The 18801-nt window shown below is 57.5% G+C and carries 12 protein-coding genes and 2 pseudogenes; 7 read left to right on the plus strand and 7 right to left on the minus strand.

The genetic code is table 11. The annotated features are described in order from the left end of the window. Positions 1-1074 precede the first annotated feature (1074 nt). Positions 1075-1545 (minus strand): DUF3617 family protein, encoded by a 471-nt coding sequence (locus JQ624_RS31765; RefSeq protein WP_212422848.1) that lies wholly within the window; start codon positions 1543-1545, stop codon positions 1075-1077. A gap of 572 nt (positions 1546-2117) precedes the next feature. Here JQ624_RS31765 and JQ624_RS31770 point away from each other — a divergent pair. Beyond that, on the plus strand, positions 2118-2606 hold the full coding sequence (locus JQ624_RS31770; RefSeq protein ID WP_212422849.1) for a hypothetical protein: 489 nt from the start codon (positions 2118-2120) through the stop codon (positions 2604-2606). A gap of 197 nt (positions 2607-2803) precedes the next feature. Here JQ624_RS31770 and JQ624_RS31775 read toward each other — a convergent pair whose 3' ends face one another. Further along, the gene (locus JQ624_RS31775) at positions 2804-3493 is read right to left on the minus strand and encodes a Crp/Fnr family transcriptional regulator (RefSeq protein WP_212422850.1); all 690 of its coding nucleotides are present in this window, start codon (positions 3491-3493) and stop codon (positions 2804-2806) included. Between the two features lie 375 nt (positions 3494-3868). Here JQ624_RS31775 and JQ624_RS31780 point away from each other — a divergent pair, with 375 nt between their 5' ends. From JQ624_RS31780 to JQ624_RS31800, 5 genes are all read left to right on the plus strand, one after another. Beyond that, complete coding sequence (locus tag JQ624_RS31780) at positions 3869-6193, plus strand: SdrD B-like domain-containing protein (protein ID WP_212422851.1); 2325 nt, start codon at positions 3869-3871, stop codon at positions 6191-6193. A gap of 384 nt (positions 6194-6577) precedes the next feature. After that, positions 6578-8251 (plus strand): type I secretion system permease/ATPase, encoded by a 1674-nt coding sequence (locus JQ624_RS31785; protein ID WP_249130228.1) that lies wholly within the window; start codon positions 6578-6580, stop codon positions 8249-8251. A gap of 108 nt (positions 8252-8359) precedes the next feature. After that, positions 8360-9619 carry an HlyD family type I secretion periplasmic adaptor subunit gene (locus tag JQ624_RS31790; RefSeq protein ID WP_312014524.1) on the plus strand — a complete coding sequence of 420 codons (1260 nt, stop codon included), beginning with the start codon at positions 8360-8362 and terminating at the stop codon, positions 9617-9619. Between the two features lie 508 nt (positions 9620-10127). Beyond that, on the plus strand, positions 10128-10997 hold the full coding sequence (locus tag JQ624_RS31795) for a hypothetical protein (protein WP_249130222.1): 870 nt from the start codon (positions 10128-10130) through the stop codon (positions 10995-10997). Between the two features lie 1699 nt (positions 10998-12696). Beyond that, positions 12697-12945, plus strand: a complete 249-nt coding sequence (locus tag JQ624_RS31800) for a hypothetical protein (protein ID WP_212422853.1) — start codon at positions 12697-12699, stop codon at positions 12943-12945. A 256-nt stretch (positions 12946-13201) separates the two neighbouring features. Here JQ624_RS31800 and JQ624_RS31805 read toward each other — a convergent pair. From JQ624_RS31805 to JQ624_RS31820, 4 genes and pseudogenes are all read right to left on the minus strand, one after another. Further along, a pseudogene (locus JQ624_RS31805) lies at positions 13202-13448 on the minus strand (NYN domain-containing protein); the annotation flags it as partial. 484 nt (positions 13449-13932) lie between these two features. Next, positions 13933-14265 (minus strand): response regulator, encoded by a 333-nt coding sequence (locus tag JQ624_RS31810; RefSeq protein WP_312014525.1) that lies wholly within the window; start codon positions 14263-14265, stop codon positions 13933-13935. A 289-nt stretch (positions 14266-14554) separates the two neighbouring features. Beyond that, positions 14555-14800, minus strand: a complete 246-nt coding sequence (locus JQ624_RS31815; RefSeq protein ID WP_212422855.1) for a hypothetical protein — start codon at positions 14798-14800, stop codon at positions 14555-14557. A 295-nt stretch (positions 14801-15095) separates the two neighbouring features. Further along, entirely contained in the window at positions 15096-15422 is a 327-nt protein-coding gene (locus JQ624_RS31820) for a DUF3303 domain-containing protein (protein ID WP_212422856.1), read from the minus strand. A gap of 671 nt (positions 15423-16093) precedes the next feature. Here JQ624_RS31820 and JQ624_RS31825 point away from each other — a divergent pair. After that, a pseudogene (locus JQ624_RS31825) lies at positions 16094-16314 on the plus strand (hypothetical protein). A 1032-nt stretch (positions 16315-17346) separates the two neighbouring features. Here the strand turns inward: JQ624_RS31825 and JQ624_RS31830 are convergent. Further along, positions 17347-18567 (minus strand): glycosyltransferase family 87 protein, encoded by a 1221-nt coding sequence (locus JQ624_RS31830; RefSeq protein ID WP_212422857.1) that lies wholly within the window; start codon positions 18565-18567, stop codon positions 17347-17349. Positions 18568-18801: the final 234 nt, after the last annotated feature.

Here is an 18801-nt window from a genome sequence, read left to right on the forward strand (position 1 = left end):
GGCGACCAAACCAAGGATGATGCTGATAAAGAACCTCACGAAGAACGGTCCTGTGGGCGTTCTCAAACGTTGTTGTACAACGCCATCCGGCGTCATTCGACGATCGGATACATCAGCCCAGTTGAGTTCGAACGTAAGGTGGGATTAGCTTAACGAGGTGTCCATCAAACCGGCAGCAGCTCATTCCGGCAAACATACTCAAGGGCCGCCGTCATGTTGGCGAGAGTCGTTTGATCGAATTTCAGCATCGACTTCATCGGGCCGCGTCGCCGTCGTTGGGCGATCGATGCTACCGCTAAAAACTTAATCAGGCGTTCTCACGCCAGGCGACATCCAGCCACAAGCGCTCGACTTTCCGAAACCGGCACAGTACCCATTGATGTGCCCTCCTTTGAGACAACGAGGGCTGAAAGCGGCGTCCACGGGGGTCAGCGCGGGTCACATGATTGTGGCATGTCATTTGCTACGGTTGGTTGCCGGGATTTCAGCACCCGACCACGGAAATACCAACGCCCACCTAGCGATCATACTCCGCTGGGTGGCGTTGTGCATTTGAGCTGGCGAGAAGGGGGCATCCGGGCGAGGAAAGGCAGGGTTGCACTCTAGAATTCCCGGTTTACGCGATCGTCGATCTAAATGGCGCGCACGTAAAATCGGCCGGGGACAAGGGAACGGAACGATCTGGTCTGGATTACGCCAGAAGAGCTGGCCGGATTCCTGCCTCCAGTCGAGGACGCAATGAAGCGTGACTTCTTGGTTATAAGCGCCGCTATGCTCGCCATGTATGTGGTTGTGTCGATTCTCTGGGGCGGCCGGGACAACTCATCCCGCGTAGATCCTCACCAACACATAAGTGCCGACACAGAGTTAAAGCTCATCTCCGAACAAAGCCCTTACATGCGAAGCGAACGCTAGCCTTTAGTGCGCATTATCAAGCGGTGCGCATAATCAAGCTGACCGCGGTGCGTGCGATCACACCCTGTAAGTAAAGTGGTTGCACCCGGACGAGGATAGCTGAGGGGCGGTTCATATCGCCGGGTTTTTCTCGGGGCTATATCGGGGAAGTGTCTGGCGCTAACTTCTCGTGTGTCGGCAATCGCCAACCCTTTGCGCCACGACAGTCTCTTTCGTCGACATCTTTCCAATATTACCCTGGTTGATCAACGTGTATGCACCGTCATCCCTCACATCGATCTGGGTCTCAATTGGTGCACCGCTTCCACAGAATTTCTGGAAAACATAACCGCTATCTGTCTTCCGAAAGTTTTTGGGTTTGCAGACTCCAAATGGTGTGTATTGCGCTTTCATCGCGGAGGTTGGGTTAACACAGCGGGTCATTTCTCGGGCGATTGGCAGGCCACTGGTTTGCAATCGATTGGTCTGCTTGCCATCGGTCTCGAGTGTCCGCTCAAACTTCCACAGCCCACTGCGAAAAGTCGGACCGTCATACGCGAGACATGTTTGCGGTGCGGCGAACAGCGCCACGAGGGCTGCGATTGCCAACACCCGTCCGCTACGAGCCTCCCTGCGACCCACCTTAGTCATTGCGACCTCCAGAAAGAGAAGATCAACAACCGTTCAGGTAGCGAGCCCGAGTTCACTTTGGTCGTGAATAAGTGGCGGAGGTGAGCCGGGCACGCCAACAACACGCTGGCCGCTGACCGGTTCCAACCGTTTCGCGACTTATGGGCGCTCGGCCAATCCATATCAAATCATTGTTGTTTCGCACCCCGCCGCGGACCGCGCGCAATTGTCCAGCGTCAATGCCGACGCATTGCTGTATCTTGATGCTCGACGTGGCATTAGGACCTAAAACGTGCTCTGTCGTCCAAAATATCTCACGCCCGCAACGGACGGCATGCGTGAATGCGCGGAGTGGGATTGTTCGACCGTTCGTCCGAAGTGTCGGATGTCGTAAATCGTGAAGTGTGGGCCCCAAGGGCAACAATTGGGTTGGTCTGGGATCCGCAGGGATACTGCGGGTTCCGTTAAGTAGTTGGCAAATTGGCAAAACCAATGCCGGTCGGGTGTGGAGATGATCATGGCTGGTCGGCTTTGATGGTTGCTCGATGGCGGGTGTTGTGCAGGATGCGTAACCGGGTGGGGAGGAATTACAAATGGCTATCAGGGTCAGCGAAGTTAGATCGTCGATGGTTTCCGACGATAATAAAGAGGTCATCGTAGCCAGCACGGGGAAGTATACCGGCGACCTGGAGCTTCGGTTTGCGCGGGAATGCGTGGATCAACTTATCCAATTGCTGGGACAAGCCAAGAAAGCGTTCGAGCCGACAAAGTCAGTCCCTGTTCCGGCCGCATCGGCGTCCGCGGCAAGCGTAACCACACCGCCCGCCGCCCAGCCCAAAGCCGATCCGGTACCTGCTCCGAAGACCAATCCGGATGAAGTCAGATTTGAAATCCCAAAGAACTTTACGGTGACCGCCGATACAAGCGGCCGTGGATTGGTGCTGATGATCATAAACCATCGCCTGGAGAACCAGAACGGGTACGCTTTCTCACCGGATGCCGCCAAACAAGTAGCAGGCGGGTTGATTAAGAGCGCCGATGCGGCATTGGCGCTTAAGCCGTCGGCAACACCAACGAAATAGCGCCGGCACGCGCCAACCTGCCGCGTCAGCGGTGCAGGCCAGCCCTTCCGCGGTACACTGCAGGGTCAGACACAAAATCGCGAAAACAACCCCAGCAAAGTAGAACGGGCTCGATTCGCAGCTCGCTTGCTGCTTTGGTCCAGGGCACGAGAAGAAAAATGGTCCGTCGTCACGGTCCAAACCGACTTCACCATGCGTTAGCTGCTCGCCTCCATTTCCCTGGCCAGCGCAGCCCGATCGATGATGCAGTAGTAGTCTGATGATCGGGTAACAATATTCCGCGTGCGCCAATCGCTCATGGTTCGACTGACATTCTCTCGTGCCACGCCCGCCATCGCCGCAAGATCGCCCTGACTTATCTTTTGCCGCAATTCGATACTGCCGTCGTTCTCCTGGCCCACGTATTCCACGAGGTTGAGCAGTGCGCGAGCCAATCGCGCTCTAACACTCAGAAATGTTGACGCGGCCAATGCGTCGTCAGCCTGTCGCAGTCGCTTGGCCAGGGTCCTCACCAGATAGCTGGTTATCTCAGGATGAGTCTCGGCGTACTTCTCAAACTTGTCCCGGCTGACGAACAATAGCGAGCAGTCCGAAATTGCGACCACCGAGGCTGAGCGCGGCCCGCCGTCAATCATCGAAAGTTCGCCGACGATGGCATGGGGACCCAAGAGCGAGATGATGCGCTCCTCCCCGAATTGCGAAGCTACAACAACTTTTACCAGGCCGGACTTGATGCGGTAGCAGCCGTCCCCGACATCGCCGGCACGAAACAGCGCTTTGCCGTCCGACAGTTTTTGCGTAATAGCACCTTCAAAGAGCTCCGAGGTCATTGCCTCGGGTAACTCCGACAGGACGTTGGATGCAGTGGGGGCTTTCGGTTTGGCCATCGGTTGACGATCGAATGTCGGAGTAAGAATTTAGCGCTATTCAATCAATACTCGAAAGCTAATTAATTGTTTCCGTCTGCCACCAGCGGGGCCCGACCAGCGATCCAAGCAGAAAAAACGGGGGTTTGTGATATTTATCAACGCCAAGCCCGCCCCAGCTAGTTAATTTTGTATTAAGAGGCAAGGGGTTGAGGACGTCCAAGTAATGTGTACAGCACCAATATTTTGCTAAGTCGGAGACGCCGCAAGGCGTTTTCCGGGTTTTTTGCTCTTCGCAAGTAGGTAGCACTCGCTGAGCGGACTGTCGATTTTTGGCGGCCAGTTTTTAAGGCCAACGCTCCGCAGATTTTTGTTTAATTTAGGGAAAAATTGATCATGGCCACCATCATCGATCTGAAAGCCGCCGGTTCATCCACCACCATCGACGGTGCGATTTTTCAGGATTCTGCCAATGTCGGCTCGGGCACCGGTAACTACAATACGTTCCTCGCCATAAGCCCGACACCTTCGCAATCCGGAAATGAGCAGGGCTTCAATTCCGATGACACAACCCCGATCGATCCCAGCAATCAAGACATCGGCGCGTCGAAGACCCACACAGTCCTTCTATCCACGGTGCCTATCACCATCGTTAACGGCGTACAATATTACGAATTCCGCGTCGATCTCAACGAGGCAAACAGCAACCCTGATGGCCAGATCTCCCTCGACCAGTTCAAGATCTACTCCTCGACAAGCGGCACTATCGAAAGCACGACGACGCTTTTCACGCAGAATCTTGTCTACAGCATGGATGGCGGTCCCGCCGGCGATATCTCGCTGCAATTGAGCGAAGTGTCGACCGGAAGCGGCACCGACGATTACGCAGTCCTGGTTCCCGTCTCTAAATTTGCCGGCCTCGAACCAGCAACAACCTACATGTATCTCTACGTTGATATGGGCTCGCTGGGTGGGGATTATGTCGCCGCAAGCGGCTTCGAGGAGTGGAACCTGCAGTCGGCAGGGACCCTGAGGGGCACCAAATTCAATGACATCGACTCCGACGGCATCAAGGATGCGGGCGAGGGTGGTGTCGCAGGCGTCACCATCTTCATCGATGCCAACAAGAATGGCGTGCTCGACGCAGGCGAGCGATCCACAGTCACCGATGCCAACGGCAATTATACTTTCAATGGTGTGCCACTCGGCACATGGCAGCTTGACGAAGTAACGCCGGCAGGTCAGACGCAGACCACCGGGGCCTTCGAGACTGCCACGATTACTACCGTGGGCCAGGTCGTCACGGTCGATCCGATCGGCAATCACCTTCCGCAGCCGGACCTGACGATCGTCAAGGATGCCGACAAGAGTTCGGTGAATGCGGCCGGCCAGGTGATCAACTATACGATCACGGTCGATAACAGCGGCAACGTCGACCTGACCAACCCGGTCGTGACCGATGCCTTCGCCGATGCCGGCAGTCTGACCTTTGTAAGCGGCGACGATGGCGACGGGGTGCTGGAGACCAATGAGACCTGGCACTACACGGCGACCCATACGGTGACGCAGGCCGAGATGAACGCGGGCGCCAACCTGGTCAACGTGGCTTCGGTCGATACCGACCAGACAGCCCCGGAGCAGGACGATGCGACCACCACGGTTGCTCAGAACCCGGACCTGACGATCGTCAAGGATGCCGTAGTTGCGGACGGTCATGCCGACCACGCCGGGGACGTGATTCACTATACGGTCGCGGTAGAGAACACTGGGAACGTTGATCTGACAAATGTGGTGGTAAAGGACACATTCGAAGGCGGCGCGGCCGTGGTGCTCGACACCAACCACTTAACCCTTACAACAGCCGATGATGCCGTACTCACCGGTGATGACGGGGACGGTATCCTCGAAGTGAATGAAACGTGGATATACAAATACGACCATATCATCACTCAGAGCGAACTCGATACCCAGGGTGTCAACGGCGACGGCAGCCTTGATAACATTGCGAGCGTAACAACGACCCAGACTGGTCCCGACTCTGACGATGCGCACATCCTTGTGGAATTGGGACCGGGCGTTCGTACGCCGGGCTTCTGGGCACAGAGCACCGGTCAAAGTCAATGGACCAAGTTCTGGGACGGCATTGTAGGTAACGAGCCCAAGCAAGCCGGAACGAATGGCTTTGCCAATGGTGAAATCACGTACAATGTGGATTCCAACCTTGACGGCGTTGCCAACGGAGCTGATCAGAAGGGCCTGCTGATAGGCGACTACAACAAAAATGGCATCGAGGATGGCGGAGAAAATGTTCTGTTCATCTCGACAGCCGATGCGCTCACACTCTTGAACGCTTCGGCCAAGCAGACCCAGGATGGACGCTTTATGCTGGGCCGCGATCTAGTAGCGACCTGGTTGAATTACCTCGAAGGAAACGCGATCGGTGACGGCAGTGCCGGCACTGCGAAGTACGATATCAATCAGGCGATCAATTGGTTCGACGCTACCCAGGCAAAACCAGGTACGACGGACTTCGATTCGATCGATTTTACTACCTTATCTGTGAAGGATGACCTCACGAGCGGCACCGCGATAAAGACGAACGCGCCGCTTTGGACCAGTCCGATCGACGTGGTGGTGCTTGGACAGCCTATTCACACTGATCTTGCGGCGAGCACCCTGCACAGCCAGCTTGATCATTATAATAACTTTGGCACGGTCTAGGCGGAGAGAGCAGGCGGCGTCCTAACGGGGTATTGCCTCCGTTAGGACGTCGGTTCCCTAAAAGCGATGACCCCAGGAGTGCTCGGAGAAAATTCCGATTGCTGCTGCAATGAGCCTGAACTTCAGCTGCAAGGAACGTCCAATCAGGACTTACGATGCGTCCCCGTAAACTCACGGGCTCAAGCGCTCGTGAGGTAGCGCTTACTCGCGGACGGCGCGTCGTGTTAAACATCATTTCAAATAAGTTAAAGATCATGAGCAAGCCGCGCTATACCACGCGGGTTGGCTGCCGGACCACGGCAGACGTCTTTTTTGCAAGAGGGGCGCGGATTTCCGCCGAATTTTTTGAGTACTTCACCCAAAGGGCCTGACGAACTCCGGCACCTGCTGCAGAGCTGCAAAGGTTATTTCGTTACGGCAGCTATTTTCAGCGGGGCGATCAATCTGCTCTACCTGGCCGGGCCGCTTTACATGCTGCAGGTCTATGACCGGGTAATCTCGAGCGCCAGCGAGGTCACGCTGGTGATGCTGACGATCGCGCTGCTGCTGGCCTACATCGCACTGGCGGGACTTGATGCCGTGCGTGCCCGCGTTCTGACGCGCGCCAGCATTCGCCTGGATCAGCGGATTGCGGGCCGGATCATGACCGCGATTATTGATCGATCGGCGAGTTTTGGCGGTGCCAGGAGCCAGCTGTTGCGAGATTTCGATACGTTTCGCCAGTTTATTACCGGCGCTGGAATCCATGCGGTCTTCGATCTGCCCTGGGCGCCGATCTACATTTTGGTGATCTTTGCGCTGCACCCAGCGCTTGGCGCGTTCGCGTTTGGTTGTGCCGTTGTGCTCATCCTCATGGCGCTGCTCAACGAACGGATCGTCAAACCGCCGCTAATTGAATCGGGCGAGGCAGCCTCGCGCAATTATAGTTTCACCGAGATGAGCCTGCGTAATACCGAGGTGGTGCGCGCCATGGGTATGACCCCAGGCCTGCTCAGACGCTGGGGCCGCGATCGCAACCGCATGCTGGACCGGCAGGTCGCGGCCAGTGACCGCGCGGCCACCATGCAGAGCATCATCCGCTTCCTGCGCCTGACCATGCAGTCGTTGATTCTCGGTCTTGGCGCGTATCTTGTGATCGAGCGGCTTTGCACGGTCGGGGCGATGTTCGCCGCAAGCATCCTGCTTGGCCGTGCGCTCCAGCCGGTCGAGCAGATCGTCGGATCATGGCGCAATTTGGTTTCTGCCAGAGGCGCGTTCTTGCGTGTTCGTGAATTGTTGGCCGGCAATCCGCTTTATGAGACCGGTGTCACATTGCCGCGGCCAAAAGGGCGCCTTGTTGTCGAGGGCCTGACCTACGTTGCTCCACTTACCCCGAAGCCTATTCTGCGCGGAGTGAGTTTCGAAATCGAACCTGGTGAGGTGCTGGGAATCATCGGCCCGTCGGGTGCGGGAAAGTCGACGCTGGCGCGCCACATCGTCGGCGTGGTTAGACCGAACGCAGGGGCTGTACGTCTTGACGGAGCGGATGTCTCGATCTGGACGAAAGCCGGGCTAGGCCAGTACCTTGGTTATCTGCCGCAGGACATTGAGCTGTTTGCCGATACGGTGGCGGCCAACGTCAGCCGGTTCCAGGATGGCGAAGACAAGGAAGCCATACTCGCGGCCCAGATGGCTGGCGTGCACGAAATGATCCTTCGGCTGGCTGATGGTTACGATACCCAGGTCGGCGAAGGCGGCGCCATCCTGTCCGGCGGCTATCGCCAGCGCATCGGTCTGGCGCGCGCGGTCTATGGCAGTCCCAGCCTGGTCGTGCTCGATGAACCGAGTTCGAATCTTGATTCGGATGGTGATGCCGCACTCGCCGATTGCGTTTTGCAGCTCAAGAAGCGTGGAACGACGGTGGTCATCATTTCGCATCGACCAGCCACCCTTGGCGTGGTTGACAAGATCCTGGTGCTGCGGGACGGCATCGCCGAAATGTTCGGATCCCGCAACGAAATCATGAATCGTCTCACGAGGGCCGTGCCTGTGCACGCAGTCCAGGGGACCGCGAGCTAGGAACGATCAATGGCACTTTTGGATGCCGCAGGCCGGGGGATACGCCCGGATTTCAATCCCACGAATGTCAGGCCGGCGGATGGGGCCCCAAGCGATTCCATCAGGCAAGTGGCCTTTGCGGGCTGGCTGATCATTGCAGTCTTTTTCGGAGGCATCGGCGCCTGGGCCTACACCGCGCCGCTCAACGGCGCCGTTGTCGGCAATGCGGTTGTGAAAATTGATGGAAACCGCAAAAGCGTCCAGCATCTCGACGGCGGCATCGTCAAGGAGATGCGCGTCAGGGAAGGTGAAAGGGTCATTTCCGGCGATGTCCTGATCGTACTCGATGAGACGCAGGCGCGGGCAGAGTATGACGTCCTGTCGCAACAATACGTGGTGCTTCGTGCCACCGAGGCCCGTTTGCTCAGCGAACTCGATCGCCGCTCCGAACTGGTGATGCCGGACGACCTCAAGACCCAGGACAGCTATTTCAAGAGCGTATGGAACGGCCAGGTCAGCCAGTTCGAAAGCCGCCGCGCAGCGCTTGAAGGACAGCGCAGTGTTATCCGAGAAAAGATTAATCAGCTGGGTTCGCAGATCGTTGGCGGCGAGGCACAGGTGAAAGCTTACACCGATCAAATTTCCTCAGTCCGTGCCGAAGCCAAGGACATCGCGCCGCTGGTGGAACGGGGACTGATCGCCCGGCCGCGTATCCTGCAGCTAGAGCGCAGCGCCTTTGGCCTCGAGGGACAGATCGCCGATGCCAGCGCGAGTATCGCCAAGGCCCGCCAGGCGATTGCGGAACAGCAACAGCAGATCGCCCAGCTCGATAACGACCGGATGGCCGATATCACCAAGGATCTGCGTGACACCCAAGCCAAAATGCTCGAGGTGATCCCGAAGGCGATGAATGCCAAGGCGGTGCTCGGCCGTATGGAGATCCGCGCACCCTATTCCGGGCGGGTCGTGGCATTGACGGTCTTCTCGGTCGGCGGTGTTGTTCAGCGCGGTGAGAAGATACTCGACATCGTGCCCGATGAAGATGCTCTCACGATCGAAGCGCAGATTGCCGTCGAGGACATCAGCGACATCAAGCCGAACATGCGGGCAGAGGTCCATTTGACGGCCTACAAGCAGCGTATTGTCCCGATTGTTCATGGCGATGTTGTCCAGGTATCGGCGGACCGCCTCACCGACCCGAAAACCAATAACCCGTATTACATAGCCTTTGTCCGGATCGACGAGGGCGAACTGGCGGCGCTGCCCAACATCAAGCTTTATCCCGGCATGCCCGCGACCGTGATGATCCCGACCATCCAGCGTACCGCTTTCGATTACGTCGTCGGGCCGCTCGTCATGTCGTTCAATCACGCGTTTCGGCAGAAATAAGCCGGCCGCGTCGATGATGGCGCGCTGGAGCAACATGCAGGAATTGCAGGAATGACTGGGAGGGGCACGAGGTAAGTCCAGTCCGTCTATGGCCTCGACGTCATTGAATCCCGCCAAACCGTCCGTCGCAGCAGCTCGGGCAGGGTAGCCGCATCTTCAGAAGCCGGCACGAGAAATAGATCAAGTTGCTGATCCGCCGCCCGTCTGTCGCGCGATGGCGCCCCCGTTCTGATTGGCACCCGACTGTCGGACTTCCGAAGAGATCTGTGGGGTGATCGCGGGGCATGCCGCAAACCAACAGACCAACTTGATTCAACCAGAGCGCCCCGGCCATGGCAAGAAACGGCCAGCGTTCACTTTGGGGCGGAGGATGCGGTTGTCTGGGATGAAGGAGCTTTTCGGGCCGCGCGATCGTGTGTTGGCTCGGGTAGGCTGGATCACCCAAGCCGATACGGTGTGGTAATGTGGGCCCGCCGCGATCGCCTGTCTTGAGCCGGAACATTGTGTCGTGAATCATCATTATGACCCGGTGCATAACGAGGAAAGCCGCTTCAACGGTGCCCGTGATGACGTGATCATCATTCCAATTGTTCTCGCCGTGCTCTCCGTGAACAAATTGCTGCAGCTCTTTTTTTCAATCTTGATGCGGCTACTCGATTTCGCCTTCCCGATTGCAATGCAGATTATCTGGCTTCCGTTCTTTGTGGCCAAGGGTATCGGCGATGTTACCGTTGTGCTCATAAGAGGCTCGTTGCGCTTGCTTCCGCTGTCCGAGTCGAAGCGTCGACAGTGGAGCAGACTGATAAGCCGTAACTGGTCTTGGCTTCGGCGGAAGTTGAGCTATCGGGCGTTCGAACAAGCTGTCCATATTGCCTTTGAAGGCGGCATGGCATGGATGTTCCGGAAATGCCGGCATCTCACACCGAACACAGCATTGCTCGTGATCCTGGGCGCGGTGATTTGGCTCCCGCTCTCTTTCGGGACCGCAACGGCGATGCACGCGATATTGTTTGCCAAGCTTGCGTCCTGGCCAGCCTGGATGCAGGTCTTCCATCCGCTGGCTACTGTCGTGGCCAAGAGCAAGCTGTTGGTGCTTCCGGTGTACCCGGCCGCATGGCCTCAGGCCAGAAAACACACTTTGGTTCAGTTTGCATTCAGGATCTATCAAGCCATCAAGCGCCTGTATGTGATCGAAAAGGCGGGCTCTCGCTATCGTCAGGCAGAAATTGCTGGCGTCGCGGCGCTTGAGATGCTCGGACGGCGCCGCCAGCCTCGAATCCATGTCGAGGTGGTTCGGCACGTTGCTTGGTGCGAACCGTTTCGGCGTCGCAAGGCCCACTCTCAAGATGCGTTCTTTCATTGCGCGATGGTCAATTAAGTTTTCGCCCGAATACTACGAAGCTGAGGAACGGCTCGCTTCAGGTGCCATCTCTAACGAACAGCAAGCCACGAACGCCCCGATGACCAACAGGGGCGCGCCGAACCCAGGCAAGATTCCTGCTCCGTCAAATTTGCGAAATGAAGCGAGACCGATAGAAGATGGCTGACCCGTTCGATTTAAATCTCGCGACCTACGGGGTCGGCGTGCCGCCCTTAGCGATCTGCATTACGAGCTTTCCAAAGGGACTTTCCGCAGCTTGAGAGTCTGGGCTCGCCGCCAGAAGTTCGCGAGCGGCTTTAGCGGGCGAATTAGCGTTTGATGTTGCGTTCGAGTTCGCATGTGTGACCGCTTGGGCACCGGCTGTGATAGGAAGGGACATCTAAACCTCCGTTCAGGACACAGAGAATCGTAGCAAGCAAAATGCCAATTTGCTGGCGGTTGAAATTGTTGAACTATTTCGCAGCATTGATCGAGATGCTCGGCAATTAGTTCCTACGTCCGGCAAAAAGGGCCCATCGGCTTGCGCACCCGGACCAAACGGGTGAGACCGCTGCAATTCTTCATGGAGCAGATGGGGCCGCCCGAAACTTGAAAAGCCGGACGGCCCCCTGCCGACCATTCCAATTGCCCCTGCTTCAACGAGCGATGACCGGCGCGAGTCCAAGGTCCCAGCAAGATATAGCAGCCGAGGGGAAGCTACGAACTTCCGCCCCGGGCTCCACGAAGGATGCACTCCAAAAAAACCTGTGCACTATCGAATGTATGTTCCACATTTAACTGACTCTCGGCGAGAGAGCGAGATAGTTTTTGCCTTTTAAAGAAACTCCGTTGCGTCTCGAGGCGTGTGGTGAGTTTTCAGATTACAATATTGAAGGTATTGGCCGGTCATCCGGGCGGTCGCGCTTCGCTCGCCGATCTTAAGCGCGCAGTTGTGGTTCTCGTCTCTAGCGGCCCAGATTGGACAGACCGGACGAAGCGCTTGGCCATGCGCGCGCCGGGCCTCGATATCTTCAGTCAATCATTTGTCCTCCGGGACGGAGCCGGGTGGCATATCACTGATGCCGGCCGAACGTTTCTAGCTTCCCTCGAAACACCGATTCAAGTGATCGCCGGAGAGGAAACGCCGACGGAAGAACTTGTAAGGCCGGTGCCGCCACCAGCATTGCCGCAGATGAGGTTTGTTAGCCTGAACAGGAAGCGTCGTCGGGCCGCGCGCCGAAGACGGCCTGCGGCAGCATAGCTTTCGGAGCGCCTACATGTGCATCCGGACGAGGAGACGTAAAGGGCTCGAAGTTTGCGAAACGGACAGCACCGGATTGATGTGCCTGTTTTGATACAACGACGGGCCAAACAGGGTGGCCAACGTGTCCAGCGCGTGTCACACGATCACGGCATGTTACTTGCCACCTAGCGATCATACTCCGCTGGGTGGCGTTGTGCATTTGAGGTGGTGAGATCACGCCTTACGTCTGGGCGCGCCGAGCCGATCACACCGTTAACGCCGAGCGAGCAATGCGGGCCTTGAGGATATCAGTCTCGGCCGTTGCTCAGGGTTAGGCTAAAAAGGGCAACTAGCGTCGATTTTTGTCGAGCACGCAGGCCGTCGCCCGACACTCGCATTGGGGAGGTCATCACCTCTAACAGCAACGCTGGCAGTTGAATGAGGTCGACCCTGAGGTTGCCCGGCCAAAGCTCAATGCAGCAGGCTACCTGCGTCGTCCGGACCAGCAACGAGATCTTTGCCAAGCGCCTCTTCTTCTCTCTGAAAGAGCCGGACCCGACCATTACCAAAAAAGTTAATCAGGAAATGAGCCTTGGGGATCTTGATCAGGTGAGCGGAGGGGTCAGTATTAGTGATCTGAAGGTCGAAGCAGCCGCTAAATACGACAGCGCCACGTCTGCCGCCACCACGCAACTGGTTACAGGGATTGCAGCGGCCACCTGACGAGCGCGGGGAGTGCCTTCACGTCCTCCGGTAAGCGCCGATAGCCCCGCCTCAGTTAGCGGGCTCTCCCGTTCTGACGACGAGCTTTCCCACACCCCGATCGCCGGTCCAGATCGAAGGGCTCATTCGAGCACGATGCCCCCCAAGCCGGTGAGCCTCGGTATTCCTTCTCGCATCTCGACGAAGCCCAGATCCATGAGCGCCGCTAGGTCATTCTCGCTGACAGGCGACATTTTCGTTCGCTTGCCTCGGATAGATTCCCTCGCTGCCTTAGTAACGACCGTGAATCCGTTGAAAGTCAGCCAGTCTGTGAGCGGCCGGGTTGTACTGTAACTCGCGTTATCTTCGATGATTGAGGTGTAGTAGTATGCGCGGACCAACGTTCCACGCCTCGCGAACTCTGCCAGGAGGCGTTTAAAATCGATTTCAAAGCCGAGAGCCTTGGCGGTGAAATCCAGGTTCAGGCCATCGATGAACAGGGCTGCTTTGTGAAAAGCCAACATATAAAGCCCGGACAATAATTAAAAAATCTCAGCATCAGAAACCACGTCCGTGGCAGTCGGACCTCGGACGAGGTTTTCGGGCCTGAGAAAAACTCAAACCCAGCGCTTAGCAGGAGCGCCGGTAAAAATGCTACCAGTCGGTGCCATCGCGGAACAGCGAATTCGGGAAAATCGATATTTCTACCGGGAGCAAGTGGCAATGGACCCGCGTTTGAAAGGACATCTGGGGATACCAGGAATGCGCGACCTCAGCGCACGTCCCCCTTAAGGCGGCGGGGTCGTTTTTTCCCGACTCGCGGGTAATAGAACGATCTAGGCCCTGGCAGATTTTGAAAGGCGCTCTCCTTGGCGATCCCGCCCCCAAGGCCGCCGGGAGGCAAGGGCGGTCTTAGTGCCCTTGGGTGCTGGGCCTCATCTCATCTCATCTCATCTCATCTCATCTCATCTCATCTCCACATCGATCGCACCTCGAAGCGGCCTTGTCTTATCCCGTAGTTGGCGGTGCATTGAGCAGGTTTGCAACCGACGTCACAAGCTGCGCCGGGGCAAACGGCTTGGCGACTAGGATGCTGTTGGGGACGCCCTTGGAGGGCCACTGATCGGCACTCGCTCCGGTCATGTAGATGATTGGGAAGGCAGGGTCGATTTCTCGGGCCGCTTTGGCAACCTCCCATCCATCGATCTTGCCAAGCAAATTGACGTCGGTGACAAGCGCTCGGTATTTGCTACTTCCACCTTTAAGCAGTGTCAAAGCCTCTTCGCCCGAGGTGGCAATGGCCGTTCCAAAACCGCCATCTGTGAGCGCCTCTTCGATCACACCCGAAGCAGCGGGTCGTCTTCAACGACCATGACCACAACTAAGTCGCTCACGTTTGCTTTTCCTTGCCTGCCTCTAACACCACGCAGTGGTGGGCGATTGGTTCCGGCGGCGACAGCGAGGCTCCGACCGCCCCAACGCACAACGCCGCCCAAGCGGAGTATGATCGCTGAGCGGCGTCGGCCTAGCCCCGGACTGAAAATTTTCCGGCAGGGATATGTTTATACTACGAGCGCTGAGGTTCAATAATCACAACGTAACCCAAATGGGTGAAGCAAGCCGGAGCGTGTCAGCGTATTTCATCGTCAGATGTTGGTCCCGAATATAATGCCGCGCCTTTTTCCAACGCCTCTTTGAAGACAGTCTTCAGATCCGGATTGCTTAGAAGTTCGTCAGCGGCGCTGAACCTTGCGTCGGGTTGCCATTCTGCGCCAGGCAGCGGCTGGGGCAAATCCCATTCCTTCATGACGTAGGCAATCCGATCGGTCCGCCGGCCTCGGCTCATCCATTCGATGTATTTGAGCAAGCCAGACATTCGTTCAATCGCTTATCGCTCAGAGCTGGTGCCACGACTTTCGAATTTCAGGTCGACTGGTGTTAGCGATGTAGGCGTTTTACGGCCACCGTCCTCATATCTCGCCGCCAAGTCCTGGAGGCGATTCTTGATAAACGGATCGGCGGCTTTGTCTGCCAACTCTCGCACGGCTTGAGCGCGCTGCTTCTTAAATTGCTCGGAAAGCATGTTTGGTCCTCAAACGCTACGGACAAATTGGTGGTTGTCAGAAAAAGCACCCCGATCGTTCGGATCGGGGCGCTCCCGCGTCTTCGTATTATGCCTTCGACGCTTGCTTGGCCCACGCGAGCGAAACCGCGTTTATTGGAACGGATTCTCCGATATCGAGTACCGGCGTGATATTCACATCATTCCAGAAGTTATACTTCGCGGCGAAGGTGGTGATAGCCTTGGGATCGTTCGTTTCAACTAGGATATAGCCGCCGCGTCCTGCCAGATTAGCCACGAACGCGTGGATAGTCAGACCCTTCTCGTCTTCCGGTTTCCATTTGCTGAAAGCGGTGAGGAGCGCCTCCGACCCAGCGAAGTTTTGGTCAAAGGAAAGGCCAGTTGTGCGGACGGTGTATTCAATCATGTATTTCATGAAATCCCCCTGCAAAATTGGGCGCAATAATCAAACGACGCATCAGCATGCTCCGAAGGCAACGCTCTGACAAGACCGACGAAGCTGGCTTCCGGCCACTAAGTAGAAATACGGTACCGCGGCAGCCTGAGCGCCGGCATGTGCGCATCTTGAACGTGGCGATCGCTTACCGATAGCGGCAGGTCGGCGTCGCGCGTATTTCCAGGCGGTGGCACATTGACGGCGATACTCGCTGAAGTCCGTTTTGTGTGCATCGCGGAAGGTAGTCTTTCCACGCGGCCTCAAAGGCGGCCCGCGCCTGCTCGAAGCTTGATCCGTAGCCGGAAGGACGCTGCCCGCGGTGCGACACGGGCTAGAAGCCGCAGTGCCATTGCTTGGCGTGCATCGGCAAGCCGGCTGGACCGCGAACGTGCCAACCGGAACGTCACTTTAGTAGACGTGCCAAGTGTCGGAGCGTTTGGGATGAGGGCGGCGGATCAGTTCGGGCATGCGCTATTGAGGCGCGGCCCCGCGGCTATGGCAAATTTTTCAATCCCTTGGGGATCGGGACGGGGTGCGCAGCTCCACTAGCTTCCCAAAATTGTCGACGATCATTCTTGTACCGATAGGAACTTTCAGAAATTCTGCGATTGCAGTTTTGTTCACTGATGCGAACCCGAGGAGTGTTTGCAATGGCAACCCAAGTCGTGATGGACCACAATGGCGATACGCGCTACGACTTTGATCCGAATAACCCGCAGGCGCTGCAGGAAGCAGAAGAGCGCTGTAGGCAGGTAACAGGCGTTGGCTTTACAGCGGCAACGAGAATTCCGCTGGAAAACCGGTGGTAACCAGAAAGTTCGACCCAGCGGCCGAGGAAACTCTATTCTTCCCAAGGCTAGTCGGCGGCTAGTCCCGTCTTCGACAAATCGAGGCGAACCGGCGCAACGCCCTCCGAAGCACCGGTCCCAGCACCGCGGAGGGCAAAGAGATCGCGCCAAGACGCTGTCCGGCACGGGCTGTGTGCAGAAACCGTGGTCGAGTTGGCCGAGGATACCGATGACTTCGCGCCTTCGAAGCCGCCATCATTGCTGATAACGACGCCCGGACCGCAGTCGAGCGCGAATTGGTGCTTCGGCTGGCATCGCTGCTGTGGCGGCTCCGCCGCGCCACCTCGATAGACCGATCTGCTTCGGATCCAGGCCGAGATTTTGCGCGATCGGCGCGAAAACGCCGGTTGCAAGATCAGGGCAGGGGCATCCCCCTTGCACCTTCGCGTCCTTGAGCGGGGTGATGTCACCGCCAACGGCTGGCACGACGACCAATCCTGCGACACCCCGTCAATTCCCGATCCGCGATATCTAACCCACAGCTTCCAGCGGCTCGTCAATCTTGACAACGGCCTATTCGAGAGCCTCGGGCGCTATGAGACCGCGCTTTGGCGGCAGATCGCGCAGATCCTGCTGGTTTCCAGTCGGCCAAACAAAGCTGACTGCCAGCCGCGCTCTGCAATCCAAACTCCCGCAAGCTCCAAGCGGGCTCCTTTCGAGTTGTTTTGGATCACTGGCAATTCCGAATCATCCAAATGCGCGGCCTAGCGTTTCAACCGCAATGGCTTCGTTTCGCAAACCACCAAATCCCAGAGAAATTGGTCCCGGAACGTGTCATTCGGTGAAATGCGATCTTCGTTTGAGTGCATATGCCCATGGCGCTGATTTGGATCGCTGCATGGCGCGGCTCCCTCAATCACAATGTCGAACGCGCAGGACTTCGACGGTTTGACGCCGAGGCCATGACTCGAGGCTTCTCTGGCACCAAGGTATGCAAAACGGCCTTGATCTGTCGCGGTCGAGTGCCTCCGGTCGGATCGCTTAAAACTGGCGGGCGAACTCTGAGCCGATATGCCGCCCATGATGAGAACGGCAGTCGGCCCCTGCTGAGGAGCCTATACGCCCGCCGCAATCACAGCTGGCGCCGGCTCACGCCGCCACCACGAACCGGCACGAGCAAGGATAAGGCCTGAAACAATCAGCGTTGCGCCGAGCCCCGTCGGCGTGCCCGTGAAGTAACAGGCGATCACGACGACCGTGGCGCCCAGTGCCGGAAGTTCGTAACGGCGAAAGCCGGTCCTTAATCCGATGCGGACGACGAAGGCGACGGGAATCGCGAGCACCACCATGTCGTAGATGGCAATATAGGGCGTGGCCAGCAGCGTCCCCGCGGCAAGCGCGGCGGCCTTCAAGGCATAGGGCAGGCGGCTTCGCCACATCAGCGCCACCGCCGCCGCAACGGACGCGGTGAGGACAAACTGCAATACCCAGGCGAGCTGTTCGGGGACGCCGAAATAACGCACCATCGCGTAGAAGCTCTGCAACTTCCACCATGTCGCCCTGCCGTCGGTCAGGACCGCTTCCGAGGACCTCGGCAACCAGTGGAAGAACGCCAGCCAGCTCTCGGTGCCGAAGGCGAGCCATGAGACGACGACCATCGCGACCGCCGTGAGGCTGGCGCTGACGAACACGCGCCAATGCCCGGCCGCGATCAGCGCAATCGGAAACAGCAGGCCGAATTGCGGCTTGTAGGTCAATAGCCCGAGGCAGATACCGGCAAGCACCGGGCGGATCGGGATCAGATAGAGCGTGCCGCCGATCAACGCCGCGGTAAGAAAGCCGGTCTGTCCGACCCACGCATTGATGAGGACGAGCGGAACGGCGAGCGCAAGCCGAACGCCGAAGTTGTGGTCGACGATCGCGCGCACGACCGCAACATAAGGGAGGAGGCTGGCAACAACCCAGCCGAGATACGCCGCCGAATAGGGCAACAGCGCCAGCACCGATGCGACGAAGAAGAACGGCGGCGGGTAATGCCAGGGAAGATCACCGGCAAAATCCCGACCGAGCTTCGCGACCTCGATCCGCTTCAGGATCTCCCAGTCAAAGGCCTGTGCCGGCAAGCCGTCGAGCACGAGATGCCCGGCCGCATAGAAGCTGATGAAGTCCGTCGGGATGCCGAGGCCGTTCCGATCGTAGATCCAGCCATGCCCAAGATACACCGTCAGGCACAGCGTCAGGTTCACCGCGTACAACGCCACACATACATTCCGGAGCGCCGCGGGAATTTTGATCTCGGCCGAAGCGATTTCGAGAGTGGAGCGGGAGGCGGCCATGCGAGATCCTTGCTCAGGGCGTTTCCTATCCGAAAGCGCGTGCGCTAAAGTAAGGCGGGCAGAAAGAAGTGTCTAGAATTATGCGACGGCTTCGGCTCCAGCTCCAGATAGTACTCCTGAGCAAATGGCCGATGTAATCAAACACATCTCAGCACCGGATGCTTCAAGTGACGAGCAAAGTTTACGGGATTATCCGGACGGGGCGCGTTCGCTGAAGGCTTCGTATGGCTTTGC

It is taken from the genome of Bradyrhizobium sp. AUGA SZCCT0283 (assembly GCF_018130385.1).
Taxonomy (GTDB): domain Bacteria; phylum Pseudomonadota; class Alphaproteobacteria; order Rhizobiales; family Xanthobacteraceae; genus Bradyrhizobium.